This window comes from Ruegeria sp. A3M17 (assembly GCF_003318255.1).
Taxonomy (GTDB): domain Bacteria; phylum Pseudomonadota; class Alphaproteobacteria; order Rhodobacterales; family Rhodobacteraceae; genus Ruegeria.
Genome location: NZ_QOCF01000007.1, coordinates 262,482 through 279,942 on the forward strand (window position 1 = coordinate 262,482; position 17,461 = coordinate 279,942).

Consider the following 17,461-nt stretch of genomic DNA (forward strand, 5'->3'; position numbering starts at 1 on the left):
AAAGGGCTTAGCAGCTGCCGCCTGGCGCAGCGCAGAGCTGATCTTTGACCATCGGGCCAACCTTGCCGAAATCCATCTGGCCAGTGTAGCGGGTTTTCAGCTCACCCATCACTTTACCCATATCGCGGATCGACCCGGCACCGGTGGCCGTGATTGCGGTCTGAATGGCCTTGCTCACCTCGTCATCGTCCAATTGCTTGGGCAGGAATTCCTCGATGACCTCGACCTCGCGCAGTTCCCGTTCGGCCAGATCCAACCGGCTGCCCTCTTCATAGGCACGGGCGCTTTCTTTGCGCTGCTTGGTCATTTTACCAAGAATTTCAAGCACCTCTGCGTCGCCGCAGCCTTTGGCTTCTTCGTTGTCAGACGCGCGCGAGGCGATGTCACGGTCCTTGATCGCAGCATTAATCAGGCGCAGCGTCGACAGACGCTCGGCATCCTTGTCTTTCATTGCTTGCTTCAGGGCAGTGTTCACCCGTGATCGCATATCCATATGTTCTGTCCATCCCCATGGCAAAGGAACCCCGACCATATCGAAACAAAAAGCGCGATACAACAGGGGGTGCATGTGGCTAACTTATTGATTTTAAACAATAGCCCAAAAATTGAACAGACTTGACCCGAGCGTACAACCCCCTTAGGTATGCGCCGGTTTACCTTGCAGGAGAGTCGCGCCATGGCCCAGAACGCCCCGTCCAAGCCCACCGCATGTCTGGCATTGGCCGACGGTACATTGTTCTACGGTATGGGCTTCGGTGCCACCGGCCAAACCGTGGCTGAACTGTGCTTTAACACCGCCATGACCGGATATCAGGAAATCATGACCGACCCCTCTTATGCGGGACAGATCGTGACCTTCACCTTCCCTCATATCGGCAATGTCGGCGTGAACCCCGAGGATGACGAGACCGGCGATCCGGTTGCCGCCGGGATGGTGGTCAAATGGGACCCGACCGAGCCATCGAACTGGCGCTCGGCCGAGGAATTGAAAACCTGGCTGGCCCGCCGTGGCCGCATCGCCATTGGTGGTGTGGACACCCGCCGCTTGACCCGCGCCATCCGTCAGCAAGGCGCACCTCATGTCGCGTTGGCGCATGATCCCGACGGTAACTTTGATATCGAGGCGCTGGTCGCCGCCGCGCGTGGCTTTGCCGGTCTGGAAGGTATGGATCTGGCCAAAGAGGTCACCTGCGCCCAAAGCTATCGCTGGGACGAAATGCGGTGGGCCTGGCCGGACGGGTACAAACGTCAGGAAGCTCCGGTGCATAAAGTTGTCGCCGTCGACTTTGGCGCAAAGCGCAATATCCTGCGCTGCCTCGCCTCGGCTGGTTGCGACGTCACGGTTCTGCCTGCAACGGCGACGGCCGCCGAGGTGCTGGCTCATAATCCCGATGGCGTGTTCCTGTCGAACGGCCCCGGAGACCCGGCAGCCACCGGTGAATACGCCGTGCCGATGATCAAAGAGGTTCTGGACGCCACCGACCTGCCCGTCTTTGGCATCTGTCTGGGCCACCAGATGCTGGCGCTGGCTTTGGGCGGCCATACCGTCAAGATGAACCACGGCCATCACGGGGCCAACCATCCGGTCAAAGACCTGGATACCGGCAAGGTCGAGATCACCTCGATGAACCATGGCTTCGCGGTGGACGCCCAGTCCCTGCCCGACGGCGTTGTGGAAACCCACCGCTCGTTGTTTGACGGGTCCAACTGCGGCATCCGCATGACCGATCGCCCTGTTTATTCAGTGCAGCACCACCCCGAGGCCTCGCCTGGCCCACAGGACAGCTACTACCTGTTCGAACGCTTTGCCGAAGCTATGGCAGACAAGAAAGCACAGGCTTAACCACTTCATCGTTTAGTGTTAACGCGCCGTTAACCCTGATTGAGCAATCCTGACGCGGGGTCACCGCGTCAGGATAAATTTATGGTTGAACATAGCCTGCAGCAATTCGCACGCGCCGCGCCGATTTCCAATCGGTCACGGAAACCCCTAGGCACCTGTTTGGTCGAACGTGGATGCATCACCACCGCGCAACTGGAAATGGCGCTGCATCTGCAGTCCAGACAACAGGCCCCACTGGGCGAGATCCTTGTTGGGGAGGGTTGGATCAGCCGTCAGGAGGTCATGGATGCCCTGTCCGAGCAAACCAACCTGCAAATCGCCGATCTTAAAGACACGCCCCCCTCCCCGACCTTATGTGACATCAAACCGGCCGAGTTCTGGCTGAAGCATAATGTGATCCCATGGCAACGCATCGGCCCAATCCTGCTGATCGCGACCGCGGATCCGAACCGCTTTGCCGCGGTGCGCGCCGCCCTGTCCCACACCGAACACACGATTGCACCAGTACTTGCATCGACCAGTCAGATTGATCATGCGATTGCCAGCGCGTTTTCCGACACTTTAGCAAAAGGCGCGGAAACCCGGGTCGACAAGGATCAGAGCTGTCGATCATGGACGCCGACAAAGCGCGCGGGTCCGATCGCGGCCCTTGCGGGACTTCTTTTCTTTTTTACAGCCTTTCCTCTGGTTGGTCTGGCTGCTCTTTTGACCATGGCCACAGTTTCACTGCTCTTGTTCATGGTTTTGCGCATTGCGGGCTTGGTCTCATATCTTATGAGATGCCGCCAAGTGTGCCCAACGCCCGAGCCTGACCCGCTGCGATTGCCACGCGTATCAATGATGGTGCCTCTCTACAAAGAACGAGAAATAGCAGGCGCTTTGATAAAGCGGCTGCAACGCCTGACCTACCCAAAAGCGTTGTTGGACGTCATTCTGGTGCTGGAAGCCTCAGATGAGGTCACGCGCACCACATTAAGCCGGGTGGATCTGCCCAGCTGGATCAGAACGGTGGAAGTCCCGGAACTGAACGGACTGACGACCAAGCCCCGCGCGATGAACTACGCGATGGATTTTTGCCGTGGTGACATTCTGGGAGTGTGGGATGCCGAGGACGCCCCGCAACCGGATCAGATCGAACAAGTGGTCCGGCATTTTGCGCGGGCTGACGAAGATGTCGTCTGTCTGCAAGGTGTTCTGGACTATTACAACCCGCGCACAAATTGGCGGTCACGCTGTTTTACCATCGAGTACAACAGCTGGTTTCGGATCATCCTGCAAGGCATTGCGCATCTGGGTCTGGTCGTCCCGCTTGGGGGCACAACATTCTTTTTCCGCAGGGACAAACTGCTGGAGCTTGGCGGCTGGGATGCCCACAACGTAACCGAGGATGCGGATCTGGGTGTGCGCCTCAGCCGTGCGGGCTATCGAACCGAGATGGTCGATACCACCACCTATGAAGAGGCGAATTTTCGCGCCTGGCCCTGGGTAAAACAACGTTCGCGCTGGCTGAAGGGGTTCATGGTGACCTATCTGGTGCACATGCGCGCGCCACTGCGCCTGCTAGGCGACATCGGGCTCAAGCGATTTCTTGGTGTTCAGGCGTTCTTCTTGGGGACTATTGGCCAGTTTCTACTGGCACCAGTCCTATGGCTGTTCTGGTTGGCGACACTGGGCTTGCCTGGCCCGTTCGATCCGCTTTTGTCTGATTGGGCCTTCTACGCACTCATCAGCCTGTTTCTGGTGGCCGAGATCACCAATCTGATCGTTGGAATGCTGGCCGTAGCAGCACAGGAAAGACGGTTCCTGATGCCGTGGGTTCCAACAATGCCACTATATTTTCCGCTAGGCGTATTTGCCGCCTACAAAGCCCTGTGGGAACTGGCCAGCAACCCGTTCTTCTGGGACAAAACTCAGCATGGGCAGGCCCGCGAAGAAGTACAGCCGCACTGACGGTCATTTCTCGCGCAGCACCGCATCCTGTTTCAGCCGGGTCATGAACGCCACCGAGATGTGTTCTTTCAGCGCGCGCTCTGCCGCTTCTTCATCCCGTGCGGTGATCGCTTCGACAATGCCCTTATGCTCGCTTTGCGCAATCTCGCCGCGGCCCTGAACGGCAAGAGACGTCGTAGCCATCAGCGCCATTGTGCGGTGCACAAGGTTCAGCTGCTGCACTAGATACCGATTGTGCGAAGCCAGATGGATCTGTTCATGAAACCGCCGGTTGGCCCGCGACAGTGCCGTTGGATCATTCACCAGCGCATCGTCAGCGGCGACCATGTCCTGCAGCACTTTGATCTCTTCTTCGGTGGCGTGTTTCGCGGCCAGCTTTGCGGCCAACCCCTCCAACTCGCGCCGGACCACATAAAGTTCGGCCATTTGGTTGTGATCCAATGAGGCCACGATCAGTGATCGTCCGTCACGCTCTAGCAGGGACTGCGTCTCAAGGCGCTGCAACGCTTCACGGATCGGCGTGCGGGACACGCCAAACCGTTCTGCCAGCTCACTTTCGACCAACCGGTCGCCGGGCTTGTATACGCCCACATCAATCGCTTCGAGAATAAGGCTGTAGGCGTCTTTGTTAGGCTGTCGAGACTGCGGCATGGGGTCTTTTTTCTCCTCGTTCGGACATGTCTATCCGCCTCAGGCCCATGCAATCAAGTGTAGCATTGAAAACCTGTGCATGGCGGCCTAAACCCAACCCATGGTCAAACCTTCTTTTTCGCACGTCACCCAATGGGTGTTCGACCTCGACAACACGCTGTACCCGCCTCATATGCAACTATTCGACCAGATCGAGGTTCTGATGACGGATTACGTGGTGCAGGCCATTGGCGTCGACCGGGCCGAGGCGGATCGTCTGCGTTCGCACTATTGGCGGGAATACGGCACCACGCTGGCCGGCTTGATGGCCGAGCATGACCTGGACCCCGAACCCTATCTGTACGCCGTGCATCAGGTGGACATGAGCCACATGGACCCCGACGCCGAGTTGGCCGACCACATCAGGTCCCTGCCCGGCCGTCGCGTCGTTTACACCAACGGCAGCGCGCCTTATGCAGAACGTGTACTAAAGGCACGCGGCCTCAGCGGTTTGTTCGATGCAGTTTATGGCGTGGAACACGCGGGCTATCGTCCAAAACCCGAACAGGCCGCGTTCGAGGCGATCTTTGCACAGGATGGCATCCACGCCGACAAGGCGGCCATGTTTGAAGATGATCCGCGCAATCTGACTGCTCCGCACGCGATGGGAATGCGCACAGTTCACGTCGCGCCCGAGCCGCATGAGGCCGATCATATACACCATCACACCGACGATCTGACTGCGTTTCTGTCCCGCCTGCGATAGGCTGTCACACTGCGACGATCTGCACATTCTGCAGGTGCATCATCGACCCTATATGCGCCTCAGCGACGAACAGAATCGGAGACCCCATGAGCGCGATCGAGATGCCCGGACGCCTGCCCATCTGGCAGCGCCTGTTATTTGCAGTTCCACTGTTTGGCTGGCTAGCCAAGGATGCCGCTCATGCAAAGGGCGCAGATTGGGGTTATACAGCGGCCGCGATTTTCAGCATGTGGGGCTGTTCTGCCCTGTTGTTCGGTCTGCCGGGCCTGTACATCCCAGCCGTGATGATGGTGCCGATGATGTTCCTGATCCTCATTCTGATTTCACGCGGCTGACACGCGGGACAGGATGTCACTTGGCACCCGATGCAGAACCGAACTAGGTTCTGCCCAACACTCGGAGGCCAAGGTCATGAAAGACAGCTGTGACATCCTGATTTCAGGCGGCGGAATCGCCGGTCTGACCGCTGCGGCGGCCTTTGGAACCGCCGGGTTCGATGTAATTTGTGTCGACCCGGCGCCCCCGATAACAGAGCGCAATGTAGACGGCTCTGATTTGCGGACCACCGCTTTTTTGCAACCAGCGCACGGGCTTTTGGAGCAATGCGGGTTGTGGCAACGGCTGGACTCACACGCAGCCCCCTTACAGATCATGCGGATTGTGGACGCAGGCGGAGATGTTCCTGAACCCCGCGTGGTACGCGATTTCAACGCCGCAGATATTTCGGACCAACCCTTTGGCTGGAACCTGCCCAACTGGCTGCTGCGGCGCGAGATGGTGGCCCGACTGGCCGAACTGCCGAATGTCGATTTCCGCCCCGGTACAGGCACCGTCAGCCTGTTCACCCGTACTGCCGAAGCACGCGTGGGGCTAAGTGACGGCAGCCGCGTTCGTTGCAAACTGGTGGTCGCCGCTGACGGTCGCAACTCTCCCATGCGCGAGGCGGCTGGGATCAAAGTCCATACAACGCGCTATGGCCAGAAAGCATTGGCCTTTGCGGTCACACATCCCATCCCGCACGACAATGTTTCGACGGAAATTCACCGCTCGGGTGGGCCCTTCACCCTGGTCCCCCTGCCTGACTGGCAGGGGCAACCGTCATCGGCGATTGTGTGGATGGAGCGCGGACCCCGCGCGGTTGAGTTGCTCAACACCGAGCCCGAGGCGTTTGAAGCGCTGATGACCGAACGGTCCTGTGGGTTGTTCGGACCGTTAAAACTGGCCTCGCGCCGGACCATCTGGCCGATCATCAGCCAGTCAGCAGAACGTCTGTCAGGCGAGCGAGTCGCACTGATGGCCGAAGCCGCCCATGTGGTGCCGCCAATTGGCGCACAGGGATTGAACATGTCGCTGGGCGATCTGAGCAGCTTGCTCGAACTGGCGCAGGCCCGCCCCGAAGGCTTGGGCGATGCGCAGATGCTCGATGCCTATCACAAAGCCCGTCATACCGAGATCGAGATGCGGGTCAAAGGCATCGACCTGCTGAACCGCGCCTCGATGATTGAAGCGCGGCCGTTAAGGGACGTGCGGGCAATGGGGCTAAATGCGCTCTATTCTCTACCGGCTGTTCGCAAGACCTTGATGCAAATGGGCCTCGGCGTACGCTAAGACCCGATACGGTTTCACAGAACCTGATCCAGCACGCGCTTGAGCCGCCCGATGGTGCCTTCAACGTCATACAATTTGTCCAAACCGAACAGACCAAGGCGGAAGGTGCTGAATCCTTCGGGCTCATCACATTGCAGCGGCACACCCGCTGCGATCTGCATACCCAAAGCCGCAAATTTCCTACCATTCTGAACATCTGGATCTGAGGTATAACTGACCACAACGCCCGGCGCGCCAAATCCGTCCGCCGCAACCGAGACGATGCCCTTGTCCCGCAGCATAGCCCGCACTCCATCGCCCAACGCCCATTGAGCGTCACGCAGCTTGTCGAACCCATAATCGCGGGTCTCGACCATCGTATCGCGGAACGCCTTCAACGCATCCGTGGGCATGGTCGCGTGATACGCATGCCCGCCATTTTCATAGGCCTGCATGATCTGCCGCCATTTCTTCAGATCAACGGCAAAGCTGTCCGAGGTAGTCTCCTCCAACCGCGCTTTGGCACGCTCAGATAGCATGACAAGGCCCGCGCAAGGCGATGCGCTCCAGCCTTTCTGGGGGGCCGAGATCAGAACGTCGACACCGGTGGCCTTCATATCGACCCAGGCACAACCCGACGCGATGCAGTCCAGCACCAGTAACGCCCCAACCTCATGCGCCGCCGCGGCCATGGCGGTCACGTAATCGTCGGGCAGAATGACACCGGCCGAGGTCTCCACATGTGGGGCAAATACAACATCCGGACGCTGTTCACGGATTGTTGAAACAACCTCGTCAATCGGTGCGGGGGCAAAGGGCGACGGGCTGGAATTGCCGGTTTCACGAGCCTTGAGAACCGTCGCCGACGCCGTCAGATCACCGGATTCGATAATCTGGCTCCAGCGGTAGGAAAACCACCCGTTCCGAACGACCAGTACATTGGCGTTGCGCGCAAATTGCCGGGCGACGGCCTCCATACCATAGGTGCCACCACCAGGGATAATGGCCATGCCATCCGCATTATATACATCCTTCAGCAAGCCCGAGATGTCGCGCATCACCTGCTGAAACTGAACCGACATGTGGTTCAGAGACCGATCCGTAAACACGACCGAGAACTCTTCGAGCCCAGAGGGATCGACGGTGTCCAATAGCGCTGGCATGGTTTGTCCTTTCAAATTGTCGTCAGCGGCCTCACGACCCGGGTTAATTTGCCGAGACCCGTACTGAACCCGAATATCTGACCTAAGGGAACTAAAAACAAAACACTCAAATGATATTTTGTTGGTCGAATCTGGCAAGAAATGACGCCAATTAGTGTCAGCCGCCCTTTACACTCTGACGTGTTTCTGACCAGATGCACTCACTTTGTAGAAGAAAGGTATTTCGACAGGTGAATGCGCATAAGCGGATCAGTTTTCAAGTTGTACGGGACGAAGTAAAACGGCGGATTGAAAGCCGCATTTGGCCGCAGGGATCGCTTCTGCCAACCGAAACGCAACTTGCCGAGGAATTCAATTGCGCACGCGCGACAGTGAACCGCGCCTTGCGCGAGCTTTCCGATCAAGGCTTTGTCGAGCGCAAACGCAAAAGCGGGACCCGGGTCAAAAAGGAACCCAGCAAGCATGCAAAGCTGGAATTTTCTTTGGTTCGTCAAACGGTTGAAAGCCAAAATTCAACCTATCGATACTCGCTGGTTGAACGCAACGTCGTCGCAGGCCCCGGTTGGCTGGCCTCGCAGATCGGTGTATCGGCGGACATTCGCGTCCTGCAAGTCATCTGCATGCATTATGCCGACAACCGTCCCTTCCAGTTGGAAGAACGTTGGATCAACATAGATGCGGTGCCCGAAATCGAACATGCCGATCTGACCAACCACGGCCCACATGAATGGCTACTGAACGCCTCTCCGTTTACCGAGGCTGAGGTCTCCTTTTGCGCAATCTCCGCGGACGGACGATTGGCGGAATTCATGGGAACCACCCCTGGAACTTCGATGATCCAGCTAGAGCGCACGACCTGGAAGAACGGAAATCCGATGGCATTTGCCCGGATGACGCACCATCCCGGATATTGTATCCGCACACGGTACTGAACGGGCTTATCCGATCGGTCCCGGCAAGCGTTCCTCACTCAGCAGGACGTTGGCTTCGACATCTCCTGCGCCGGGCAAGGTCATGATCCGACGGCGCAGGACCCGCTCAAAATCCGACAGGTCGCGGGCAACCACCCGCAGGCGATAATCGTACAGACCCAGCACATGCTCAACCGTCTGAACTTCGGGAATTGCACTAACGGCACGCTCAAAATCCTCCAGACTGACCTGGCCCTTGCGCGCAAGTTTTACGCCAAGGAAAACGGTCACACCAAATCCCAACGCCTCGGCATTCAGACGCAATCGGCGACCCTTGATAACGCCCGAGGTTTCCAGTCGGCGGATGCGCCGCCATGTCGCCGGTTGTGACAGGCCAAGCTTACGCCCCAACGCCCCCGCACTTTGCGATGCGTCCTGCGCCAGCGCACACAGTATCTTTCGGTCCAGCTCATCCAATTCGGTCATACCGGCAAGACCTCCTCGCTTTTCACCCTCGCGATATGCATCAGGGCTTCAATATCCGCGATATGCGGCAGGGTCAGAATGCGGTCGCGGTAGAGTTGCTGGTAGTGTGACATGTCCCTGGCAATCACCGACAGGCGCACATCCACCCTGCCCAGAAATGTCTGCAATTCGATCACCTCGGGCACCTGCCGGGCGGCGGCAGTAAATTCGTCAAACGCGCGCGATTGCGTCTTGTCCAGCGTGACCCGCAGCGAAACCTCGACCGCGTACCCAAGCGCCGCCCAGTCGATCACGGCCTCTTGCCCCTGAATTATCCCGGCGGCCTGCATCTTTTCGATCCGGCGCCAACAGACACCCTGGCTGATACGGCAACGTTCGGCCAGTTCCGCGGCAGTCAGGCTGGGATCGGACTGAAAGTGGCGCAGGATTCGACGGTCTAAGTCATCAAGCATGATTTCTTCATATTTTCTGTATTACACGAATTATTCTTCATCTTTTTCACAAATACTCAAGTGCAACCCTATCGCCAATACGACATCTGGCAGGTAAAACCCTCGGCAATCTAACCAGAAAGGACCAGCGACATGCGCGTCTATTACGATCGCGATTGCGACATCAACCTGATCAAAGACAAGAAAGTGGCAATCTTGGGCTACGGCTCGCAGGGCCACGCCCACGCACTGAACCTGCGCGACTCAGGTGCGAAGAACCTTGTCGTCGCTCTGCGCGAAGGCTCGGCATCCGCCAAGAAAGCCGAAGCCGAAGGTCTGGAAGTCATGGGTATCGCCGAAGCGGCAGCCTGGTGCGACGTCATCATGTTCACCATGCCCGACGAACTGCAGGCCGAGACCTATAAGAAATACGTGCATGACAACATCAAGCCCGGCTCGGCCATTGCGTTTGCCCACGGCCTGAACGTCCACTTCGGATTGATCGAGCCGAAAGAAGGCATCGACGTCATCATGATGGCCCCCAAAGGCCCCGGCCACACAGTGCGCGGTGAATACGTCAAAGGCGGCGGCGTGCCCTGCCTGGTCGCTGTAAACAACGACGCGACCGGTAAGGCGCTGGAAATCGGTCTGTCCTATTGCTCGGCTATCGGTGGCGGTCGCTCGGGCATCATCGAGACTAACTTCCGCGAAGAGTGCGAAACCGACCTGTTCGGTGAGCAAGCTGTTCTGTGCGGCGGTATCGTCGAACTGATCCGTTGTGGTTTCGAAACTCTGGTTGAGGCAGGTTATGCACCCGAAATGGCCTATTTCGAGTGTCTGCACGAGACCAAGCTGATCGTTGACCTGATCTATGAAGGCGGCATCGCGAACATGGATTACTCGATCTCGAACACTGCCGAATACGGCCAGTACGTCACCGGCCCACGGATCCTGCCCTATGAGCAGACCAAGAAGGCGATGAAAGAGACGCTGTCGGACATCCAAACCGGCAAATTCGTGCGTGATTTCATGCTGGAAAACGCTGTCGGTCAGCCGACCATCAAAGCGTCCCGCCGCCACAATGATGAGCATCAGATCGAACAGGTCGGTAAGAAACTGCGCGACATGATGCCTTGGATCTCTGCCGGCAAGCTGGTCGATCAGGAAAAGAACTGATCCTACCAAGTGAATGCAAAAGGGCGGCCTGATGGGCCGCCCTTTTTTTTCCAAGCCCCAAGGCGAGCCGAAGATGGTCCAGCACCCCACATCCCGCGATTGGAGCGGTGTTATTGCTCTCGGCCTGATCTGGGGCGGGACGTTCATGATCGTTGCCATGGCGTTGGAAGGGTATGGGCCTATCACAGTCGCCACCGCGCGAACCACGCTGGGTGCCGTGATGTTGCTGGGGTTGATGGCGATAACAAACCGCAAGCTACCGTCCGGATCCGCCGCCCTTTGGACCTCGATCATTGTGATCGGTATCCTGTCGTCCGCCCTACCCTTTGTTCTGCTGAGCTGGGGACAGCAATACGTACCCTCGGCCTTCGCCGGTCTGTCCATGGCCGCGATTCCGCTGATGGTGCTGCCGCTGGCGCATTTCTTTTCGGACGAGCCCTTGAACCTCAGGCGATTGGTGGGCGTGACCCTCGGGTTTTGTGGCGCTTTGGTGCTGATCGGTCCCGGTTTGACGCAACTCGGCCAGGGGTCAGAACCTCTGGCGCAGCTGGCCTGCATCGGAGCCGCTTTGTGCTATTCCTTTGCGTCGATCTTCACCCGGCAGTGCCCGCCCATTGATCCGGTGGTTCTGGCCGCCCTGACCCTGCTGGTCGGCGCAGTAATCCTGCTGCCGATCATGTTCGTGACTGAAGGCGTCCCGACATGGGAAGGTAACCGCCCAAGCATTGCCATCATCGTTTTGGGATTGGTCCCTACGGCATTCGCCACATTGCTGCGTGTTTCCGTCATTCGCAGTGCGGGATCCGTGTTCATGACACTCGTGAACTACCAAGTGCCAATCTGGTCGATGGTGTTCGGCGCATGGATTTTGTCCGAGGCGTTGCCGCTGCGCTTTTTCGTGGCACTGGCTATGATCCTGACCGGGCTGGCCATCAGTCAGTGGTTCAGCCTGCGAAAGATGCTGACCGGGCGCTAGCCTGTGACGGCCTCGACCTCGGCAACGATGCCGTCGACAACCTGGGTCAACAGCGCGTCATCTTCACATTCCGCCATGACGCGGATCAGAGGTTCGGTACCCGATTTGCGGATCAGCAACCGCCCTTGCCCGTTCAGCCGCGCCTCAGCGTCAGATATGGCGGCCTGGACATTGGCAGCCTCAAGCGGGGCTTGTCCTTCGCCATAGCGCACGTTCTTCAGCATTTGCGGTACGGTTTCGAACTGCACCGACAATTCCGATGCTTTGCGACCCGTATGAACCATCTCTGCCAGGAATTGGAGGCCCGCCATCAGGCCGTCACCTGTGGTCGCGTAATCGCTCATGACGATGTGGCCTGATTGTTCGCCGCCCAAGTTGAACCCGCCTTCGCGCATGCGTTCAACGACATAGCGGTCTCCGACGCCAGTACGCTCCAGACGCAGACCATGGCTTTCAAGATGACGTTCCAGGCCAAGGTTCGACATCACCGTTGCAACCAGCGCGCCGCCTTTCAGGCGGTCTGCCTCGGCCCAACTGGTCGCCAAAAGCGCCATCAACTGATCGCCATCCGCGACTTGGCCATTCTCGTCGATCATAACGACGCGATCGGCGTCACCGTCCAGACAAATCCCGACATCTGCACCATGGGCCACGACGGTTTCAGCAGCCATCTGCGGTTTGGTCGAGCCACAGTTGAGGTTGATATTCTTACCATTCGGCGTGATGCCGACCGGGATCACTTCGGCACCCAGTTCCCACAAAACCTCGGGCGCCGTGCGGTGCGCGGCCCCATTGGCGCAATCGACTACAACTTTTAGCCCGTCCAGCCGCAGGTCACGCGACAGCGAGGATTTGACGCGCTCGCCATATCGGAACCGAGCATCATCCACCCGTCTGGCACGGCCGATATTCTGGGCCTGCGCAGGTTTGACACCTTCTTCGATCAGCCTTTCAATCTCGAGTTCCGCCTGATCAGACAGCTTGTATCCGTCAGGGCCAAAGAACTTGATACCATTGTCTTCGGCCGGGTTATGGCTGGCCGAAATCATGACTCCCAGATCGGCGCGCATCGACCGTGTCATCAAGCCGACAGCGGGCGTCGGAACCGGCCCAAGCAGCAACACGTTCATCCCGGTCGAGGTCAATCCGGCCGTCAGGGCGTTTTCCACCATATAACCGGACAGGCGCGTATCCTTACCGATCACAACGCGGTGGACGTCGGATTGATCGCGGCGGAAGTAACGGCCAGCGGCGGCCCCGATGCGCAATGCCATTTCAGCCGTGATTGGATGGGTATTGGCGGTACCCCGCACCCCATCGGTTCCGAACAGCTTGCGCATAATGTCACTCCGTCATTTCTTGCCTGCCTCCGGCTTACCGGACGGCGGCCCAAAGGCGCAAGGCCTGAGCGGTTTCTGCAACATCGTGCACGCGCAGAATCTGAACGCCTTGTGACAATCCAGCCAACCCGACGGCGATTGATCCCGGCGCGCGGGCGTCCTTGCGCGGCTCTTTGCCAATCTGCCCAATAATACCTTTTCGGGACACGCCCAACAGGATCGGGCAACCCAAACCGTGAAACAGACTGATCCCCTTCAACAAGGTCAGGTTGTGTGCCTCGGTCTTGCCAAACCCTATGCCCGGATCAACGATGATCTGATCCCGATCCAACCCGAGGTTTTCGAGACGATCCACCTGCCCTTCAAGGAAATCGTAGACATCCAGCAGAACGTCGTCATAGGTCGGATTGTCCTGCATCGTGCCCGGATCGCCCTGCATGTGCATCACACAAACCGGAGCGCCAACTTTTGCACAAAACGGTGCCAGCTGCGGATCAAAGGTAAAGCCGGTTACGTCGTTGATCAGCCCTGCTCCGGCCTCCCACGCTGCTTTGGCGACGGCGGTTTTGCGCGTATCGATGGATATCAACGCTTCAGTGCGGGATTTGATGGCTTCGATCAGGGGGCGGGTCCGGGCGATCTCTTCATCTTCGGGCACGAAAGTTGCTCCGGGTCGGGTCGATTCGCCGCCGATATCCAGAATGGTTGCGTCTTGTGACACCATCTGTTCAGCCGCAGATTGGGCCGCGCTGACCGAATTGTGCACTCCGCCATCCGAAAAACTGTCCGGAGTTGCATTCAGAATGCCCATAATGTGCGGGCGACCCATGGCAAGGCCGGCGACATCGGCACGCGGACGCGTCAGACGGTCCAGTGCATCGTCTGGCACATCCTGCACGGCAATGACCCTTGGGGGCTCTTCACGGCCTAACCGTTCGACATGGGTAAACCACAGCGGTTGGCCGGCAATTGGGACGGCCCCCGAAGGACGGTTCGGACCATGTTGAACCAGAGGTCGAAAATACGCGGTCACAGTTGCGCCTGATCCACCGAGATCGCACGCAATGGGGTTTCAGGGGCGTCGGGCAGCGCGCCGCCGATCACCATCATCTCGCTCGCCTCAAAAGTAGCGGCAAACCATGCCGCCAACGCGACCGCATCCGAAGGTGCCGCCGATTGGCCATCAACAGCATCCAGTACGATTTTTGAGGGTGCCCAGACGCAAATCTGGCCGTTCTTCATGGCCCAATCCAGCTCGGTCCGGGTTGAAACAACAACGCAGCGGTGATCACGGGCAGCCAAAACCCAGGCGTTCTGTTCAATCGCCAACAGATCAATTCGGCGTTGGGTCATTGCGTGGCCAGTCTGTGAAACCGGCATATCCGCCGCACCGACGCACAGGATTAGGGGCCGTTCGCGGTTTTCCAACTGATCGATCCACCCGGTCAGATTGGACGAGGCAATGGCCTCGTTCGACAGGAAAGCCAGTCGGGGATGCGGGCGCTCTTCCTCTACGACGTCGTGGTGAGCCTTGTCTTTTCCGCGCACGATCTCGACACCCAAAGCGCCAGGACCACGATCCAACTTTTCTATTCTGACAAAAGCCCTTACGGCCTGCGGTTCAAGTAAAATTCGTTCAGCCACCCGGTCTGCCAAAGTCTCAAGCAGGTTAAGACGTTCCGCCGCAAGCTCATACGCGATCGCCTCAGTCACCCGGTCATAGGACAGGATGCGATCCACGTCATCGTCGATGGGATCGGTCAGCGGGCGAACCTCGACCACGATATTGAAACAGATACGCTGGGTCGTTCCACGCTCGGCCTGAAACGCGCCGATTTCAACCTCGACGATATGGTCGCGCAGAGAAATACGATCCAACGGCCCCCGGGCAGCGGTCGCTTCGGACCGCTCGGACGGGTGCGCAAAGGCAAGACGGATTTCAGAGCTCATACAGGCGGACCTTTTCGGGCTTTGTGGACGTATTTGCCCAAAATAAACGATGCGCGGGCGTATAACACCGCAACATGCGTCTTTCCAGCCATCGAATGCGGCGTCAGGTGACGCGAAACCAGCTCATCATGCCCGAGGCCGCATGCCCCAGCATATGGCAATGCAGCAGCCAATCGCCTGGATTATCTGTGACCAGCGCGATTTGACGGATCTGGCCCCGGTCCACCAGCACAGTATCGCGCCACGGCCCCAAATTGCCATCCGGCAGGATGAGCCGGAAGTGGTGGCCGTGCAGATGCATAGCATGTGCAAAGACAGTTTCGTTCACAAACTCGATCCGGTGCACTTGACCCAAACGCGCATCCAGAAACGGATCCTTGGGTCTTTCCGCGTATCCGTTCAACGCCCAGAATCGGCCCAGTTGAGCCAGCTCACGGCCTGTCAGGTCCTGATCACCAAGCTTGGCCCCTTCCAGCCATCGCATTGCACCGCCCTGCAGAGACATGCGATGCAGCGGTGCCTGATCATACTGAAATTCAGGCATATTGTTCGCAGGCAATGGCTTAATGCCCTGCCTTTGCGATGTGGACGTTTCGAACACTGGAAAGCGCACAAGACCATAGCCGCCATCCCGCTCGATACTGGCGAGACCCGCGACATCCCCGGACGCGGACGTCACATCCACGACAAGATCCGCCCGTTGTGCGGGCGCAAGTGGGAAGCTGTCCTCTATAGGCAATGGAACTGCCAGCGGCATGCCATCCAGTGCCACGATCCAACCCGCCAGCCCGTCCAACGCCAAATCAAATATCCGAGCATTCGATGCATTGATCAGACGCAATCGCAATCGTTCCCCCGATCCAACAGTGTAAGCCGGATCGAAACCGCCATTGACGGACACCAGATTACCTAGCCGCCCTGCATGGCTAAGGTCGTGCCCATTGTCAAAATCGTCCACGATATGCGCAGTTTCAGGGTCCAGCCGCCAGTCGTCCAGCATCAGCGTCAGATCCTGATCAACATCCGGCGGGCTAGATTCTTCAACGATCAGGGGCCCATAGAGGCCTCGGGCGACCTGTTCGGTAGACCGGTTATGCGAATGATACCAATAGGTTCCTGCATCGGGTGCAACAAAGTCATAGTCGAAGGATTGGCCCGTCTCGACCGCGCCCTGCGTCAACCCGGGCACGCCATCCATTGCGTTGTCGATCCGAATCCCGTGCCAATGCACTGCCGTCGGTTGAGACAGGTCGTTTATCAGCTTGCGACTAACGCGCCCGCCCTGAGGCAATCGGATGTCGACACCGGGAACGCGACCGCCATAGGTCCAAACCGGCGTAACTGGATATCCGTCAGGTGCAATCTGTTGCACCGCTTCTTGCGCGATCAGATCAGAGCTGACCGCATGAGCCCCCTTTGGCAGCAGGGCAAGCGCGGTCGAAATTTGCAGAAACCGTCTGCGGGAAAACATCATGGCGGACCTCCTGGCCCGCTACATAAGGCAGAAAACGCCCCGCGCCATCAAGGTTCCAGCGCGGGTGCGTCAATCAGTTGCTCGCGGTCCGATAGTTGTGGCGGTAGAAAATGTGAACGCCGATCCGGGCCGTTTCTTTGTAGACGCGCGACCATGACGGGCGCACCGCCTTGGTGTGGTAATGGGTCGCCCCTTCGGTCAGACCGACGCCAACGCCGTCGATTGCCGCGCGGGCAACCTTGGACACGCGCTCATAGGCTCTTTTCTCGCTGATCACTTCCTTGTGCCCATCGCAGGTGTAGGTGAACTGGCATTGATATTTCTTGCCCGTTCCCTGCTTGATCACTCCGCACAGCGAATTCGGAAAGCGGCTGCTTTTCACCCGATTCAGGATTACTTCGGCCACGGCAAACTGACCGCGAACGCTTTCACCGCGCGCTTCAAAGTACAGCGCCTCAGCCAGACATTTGAAGTTCTCGTCCCCAGCGGCATTCGGCAACTGATCCAGCCAATCCTTGGAATAGGACACCTGTTGCAGCACCGGCTCTTTGCGTGGCTTGAACAGACCCAGGTAATCACGGAACTTTTGCCCGGGCAATTCGCTCCGGGTTACAAGTTCGCGTTTGGCAGATTCGGTGGCTTCCCTCTCGGCGACGGAAACACTCGGCAGCACGGTTGCTGCCAATGTGGCAACAGCCAATATGTATCGTAGCATCAGATAACCTCGCACAGGCACATTCAGCGCCAGACCCTCCCCCGGCGGGCGCGATGAGGCTCT

The 17,461-nt window shown here is 58.3% G+C and carries 18 protein-coding genes; 8 read left to right on the forward strand and 10 right to left on the reverse strand.

Translation table 11 applies throughout. The annotated features are described in order from the left end of the window. Positions 1 to 7 precede the first annotated feature (7 nt). The gene (locus tag DS906_RS04765; RefSeq protein WP_108859105.1) at positions 8 to 493 is read right to left on the reverse strand and encodes a GatB/YqeY domain-containing protein; all 486 of its coding nucleotides are present in this window, start codon (positions 491 to 493) and stop codon (positions 8 to 10) included. A 183-nt stretch (positions 494 to 676) separates the two neighbouring features. Here DS906_RS04765 and carA point away from each other — a divergent pair, with 183 nt between their 5' ends. After that, a complete protein-coding gene (gene carA, locus DS906_RS04770; protein WP_113789064.1) occupies positions 677 to 1,843 on the forward strand; it encodes a glutamine-hydrolyzing carbamoyl-phosphate synthase small subunit in 1,167 nt (388 codons plus the stop codon). Between the two features lie 81 nt (positions 1,844 to 1,924). Continuing rightward, positions 1,925 to 3,793: a glycosyltransferase gene (locus DS906_RS04775; protein WP_199528472.1), complete on the forward strand. Its 1,869-nt coding sequence runs from the start codon at positions 1,925 to 1,927 to the stop codon at positions 3,791 to 3,793. Positions 3,794 to 3,796: 3 nt separating this feature from the next. Here the strand turns inward: DS906_RS04775 and DS906_RS04780 are convergent, their stop codons facing one another. Beyond that, a complete protein-coding gene (locus DS906_RS04780; protein WP_058273905.1) occupies positions 3,797 to 4,444 on the reverse strand; it encodes a GntR family transcriptional regulator in 648 nt (215 codons plus the stop codon). 100 nt (positions 4,445 to 4,544) lie between these two features. Between DS906_RS04780 and DS906_RS04785 the strand changes: the two genes are divergently transcribed. From DS906_RS04785 to DS906_RS04795, 3 genes are all read left to right on the forward strand, one after another. After that, a complete protein-coding gene (locus DS906_RS04785) occupies positions 4,545 to 5,189 on the forward strand; it encodes a pyrimidine 5'-nucleotidase (RefSeq protein ID WP_113789065.1) in 645 nt (214 codons plus the stop codon). Between the two features lie 86 nt (positions 5,190 to 5,275). Continuing rightward, a complete protein-coding gene (locus DS906_RS04790; RefSeq protein ID WP_113789066.1) occupies positions 5,276 to 5,524 on the forward strand; it encodes a hypothetical protein in 249 nt (82 codons plus the stop codon). A 76-nt stretch (positions 5,525 to 5,600) separates the two neighbouring features. Further along, positions 5,601 to 6,797, forward strand: coding sequence for a UbiH/UbiF family hydroxylase (locus DS906_RS04795; RefSeq protein WP_113789067.1), 1,197 nt, complete (start codon positions 5,601 to 5,603; stop codon positions 6,795 to 6,797). Between the two features lie 14 nt (positions 6,798 to 6,811). Here the strand turns inward: DS906_RS04795 and DS906_RS04800 are convergent, their stop codons facing one another. Continuing rightward, positions 6,812 to 7,939 carry an aminotransferase class V-fold PLP-dependent enzyme gene (locus DS906_RS04800; protein WP_113789068.1) on the reverse strand — a complete coding sequence of 376 codons (1,128 nt, stop codon included), beginning with the start codon at positions 7,937 to 7,939 and terminating at the stop codon, positions 6,812 to 6,814. A gap of 230 nt (positions 7,940 to 8,169) precedes the next feature. Here DS906_RS04800 and DS906_RS04805 point away from each other — a divergent pair, with 230 nt between their 5' ends. Then, the gene (locus DS906_RS04805) at positions 8,170 to 8,871 is read left to right on the forward strand and encodes a GntR family transcriptional regulator (RefSeq protein WP_199528474.1); all 702 of its coding nucleotides are present in this window, start codon (positions 8,170 to 8,172) and stop codon (positions 8,869 to 8,871) included. 6 nt (positions 8,872 to 8,877) lie between these two features. Here the strand turns inward: DS906_RS04805 and DS906_RS04810 are convergent, their stop codons facing one another. Both DS906_RS04810 and DS906_RS04815 read right to left on the reverse strand, forming a co-directional pair. Continuing rightward, positions 8,878 to 9,336: an Lrp/AsnC family transcriptional regulator gene (locus tag DS906_RS04810; protein WP_113789069.1), complete on the reverse strand. Its 459-nt coding sequence runs from the start codon at positions 9,334 to 9,336 to the stop codon at positions 8,878 to 8,880. Further along, positions 9,333 to 9,788: an Lrp/AsnC family transcriptional regulator gene (locus DS906_RS04815; RefSeq protein ID WP_113789070.1), complete on the reverse strand. Its 456-nt coding sequence runs from the start codon at positions 9,786 to 9,788 to the stop codon at positions 9,333 to 9,335. Before DS906_RS04815 ends, DS906_RS04810 begins: the two co-directional genes overlap by 4 nt. A 132-nt stretch (positions 9,789 to 9,920) precedes the next feature. On the opposite strand from DS906_RS04815, the gene ilvC reads away from it, so the two are divergent. Both ilvC and DS906_RS04825 read left to right on the forward strand, forming a co-directional pair. Beyond that, complete coding sequence (ilvC, locus tag DS906_RS04820) at positions 9,921 to 10,943, forward strand: ketol-acid reductoisomerase (RefSeq protein WP_113789071.1); 1,023 nt, start codon at positions 9,921 to 9,923, stop codon at positions 10,941 to 10,943. A gap of 73 nt (positions 10,944 to 11,016) precedes the next feature. Next, complete coding sequence (locus DS906_RS04825) at positions 11,017 to 11,919, forward strand: DMT family transporter (RefSeq protein ID WP_113789107.1); 903 nt, start codon at positions 11,017 to 11,019, stop codon at positions 11,917 to 11,919. Here DS906_RS04825 and glmM read toward each other — a convergent pair. The 5 genes from glmM to DS906_RS04850 all read right to left on the reverse strand — a co-directional run bounded on the left by glmM (position 11,916) and on the right by DS906_RS04850 (position 17,398). Continuing rightward, positions 11,916 to 13,259, reverse strand: coding sequence for a phosphoglucosamine mutase (gene glmM, locus DS906_RS04830; RefSeq protein ID WP_113789072.1), 1,344 nt, complete (start codon positions 13,257 to 13,259; stop codon positions 11,916 to 11,918). The genes DS906_RS04825 and glmM overlap by 4 nt on opposite strands. Positions 13,260 to 13,293: 34 nt before the next feature. Further along, positions 13,294 to 14,292 (reverse strand): dihydropteroate synthase, encoded by a 999-nt coding sequence (gene folP, locus DS906_RS04835; RefSeq protein ID WP_113789073.1) that lies wholly within the window; start codon positions 14,290 to 14,292, stop codon positions 13,294 to 13,296. After that, on the reverse strand, positions 14,289 to 15,209 hold the full coding sequence (locus DS906_RS04840; protein ID WP_113789074.1) for a dihydroneopterin aldolase: 921 nt from the start codon (positions 15,207 to 15,209) through the stop codon (positions 14,289 to 14,291). The genes folP and DS906_RS04840 overlap by 4 nt, the downstream gene beginning before the upstream one ends. Positions 15,210 to 15,312: 103 nt before the next feature. Continuing rightward, the gene (locus DS906_RS04845; protein WP_113789075.1) at positions 15,313 to 16,683 is read right to left on the reverse strand and encodes a multicopper oxidase family protein; all 1,371 of its coding nucleotides are present in this window, start codon (positions 16,681 to 16,683) and stop codon (positions 15,313 to 15,315) included. A gap of 73 nt (positions 16,684 to 16,756) precedes the next feature. After that, positions 16,757 to 17,398: a cell wall hydrolase gene (locus tag DS906_RS04850; protein WP_199528476.1), complete on the reverse strand. Its 642-nt coding sequence runs from the start codon at positions 17,396 to 17,398 to the stop codon at positions 16,757 to 16,759. Positions 17,399 to 17,461: the final 63 nt, after the last annotated feature.

What these genes read in the sequence shown, in the direction of transcription:
- DS906_RS04765 (WP_108859105.1), bottom strand. Translation starts at nt 493, where the DNA reads ATGGATATGCGATCACGGGTGAACACTGCCCTGAAGCAAGCAATGAAA.
- carA (WP_113789064.1), top strand. Translation starts at nt 677, where the DNA reads ATGGCCCAGAACGCCCCGTCCAAGCCCACCGCATGTCTGGCATTGGCC.
- DS906_RS04775 (WP_199528472.1), top strand. Translation starts at nt 1,925, where the DNA reads ATGGTTGAACATAGCCTGCAGCAATTCGCACGCGCCGCGCCGATTTCC.
- DS906_RS04780 (WP_058273905.1), bottom strand. Translation starts at nt 4,444, where the DNA reads ATGCCGCAGTCTCGACAGCCTAACAAAGACGCCTACAGCCTTATTCTC.
- DS906_RS04785 (WP_113789065.1), top strand. Translation starts at nt 4,545, where the DNA reads ATGGTCAAACCTTCTTTTTCGCACGTCACCCAATGGGTGTTCGACCTC.
- DS906_RS04790 (WP_113789066.1), top strand. Translation starts at nt 5,276, where the DNA reads ATGAGCGCGATCGAGATGCCCGGACGCCTGCCCATCTGGCAGCGCCTG.
- DS906_RS04795 (WP_113789067.1), top strand. Translation starts at nt 5,601, where the DNA reads ATGAAAGACAGCTGTGACATCCTGATTTCAGGCGGCGGAATCGCCGGT.
- DS906_RS04800 (WP_113789068.1), bottom strand. Translation starts at nt 7,939, where the DNA reads ATGCCAGCGCTATTGGACACCGTCGATCCCTCTGGGCTCGAAGAGTTC.
- DS906_RS04810 (WP_113789069.1), bottom strand. Translation starts at nt 9,336, where the DNA reads ATGACCGAATTGGATGAGCTGGACCGAAAGATACTGTGTGCGCTGGCG.
- DS906_RS04815 (WP_113789070.1), bottom strand. Translation starts at nt 9,788, where the DNA reads ATGCTTGATGACTTAGACCGTCGAATCCTGCGCCACTTTCAGTCCGAT.
- ilvC (WP_113789071.1), top strand. Translation starts at nt 9,921, where the DNA reads ATGCGCGTCTATTACGATCGCGATTGCGACATCAACCTGATCAAAGAC.
- DS906_RS04825 (WP_113789107.1), top strand. Translation starts at nt 11,017, where the DNA reads ATGGTCCAGCACCCCACATCCCGCGATTGGAGCGGTGTTATTGCTCTC.
- glmM (WP_113789072.1), bottom strand. Translation starts at nt 13,259, where the DNA reads ATGCGCAAGCTGTTCGGAACCGATGGGGTGCGGGGTACCGCCAATACC.
- DS906_RS04840 (WP_113789074.1), bottom strand. Translation starts at nt 15,209, where the DNA reads ATGAGCTCTGAAATCCGTCTTGCCTTTGCGCACCCGTCCGAGCGGTCC.
- DS906_RS04845 (WP_113789075.1), bottom strand. Translation starts at nt 16,683, where the DNA reads ATGATGTTTTCCCGCAGACGGTTTCTGCAAATTTCGACCGCGCTTGCC.
- DS906_RS04850 (WP_199528476.1), bottom strand. Translation starts at nt 17,398, where the DNA reads ATGCTACGATACATATTGGCTGTTGCCACATTGGCAGCAACCGTGCTG.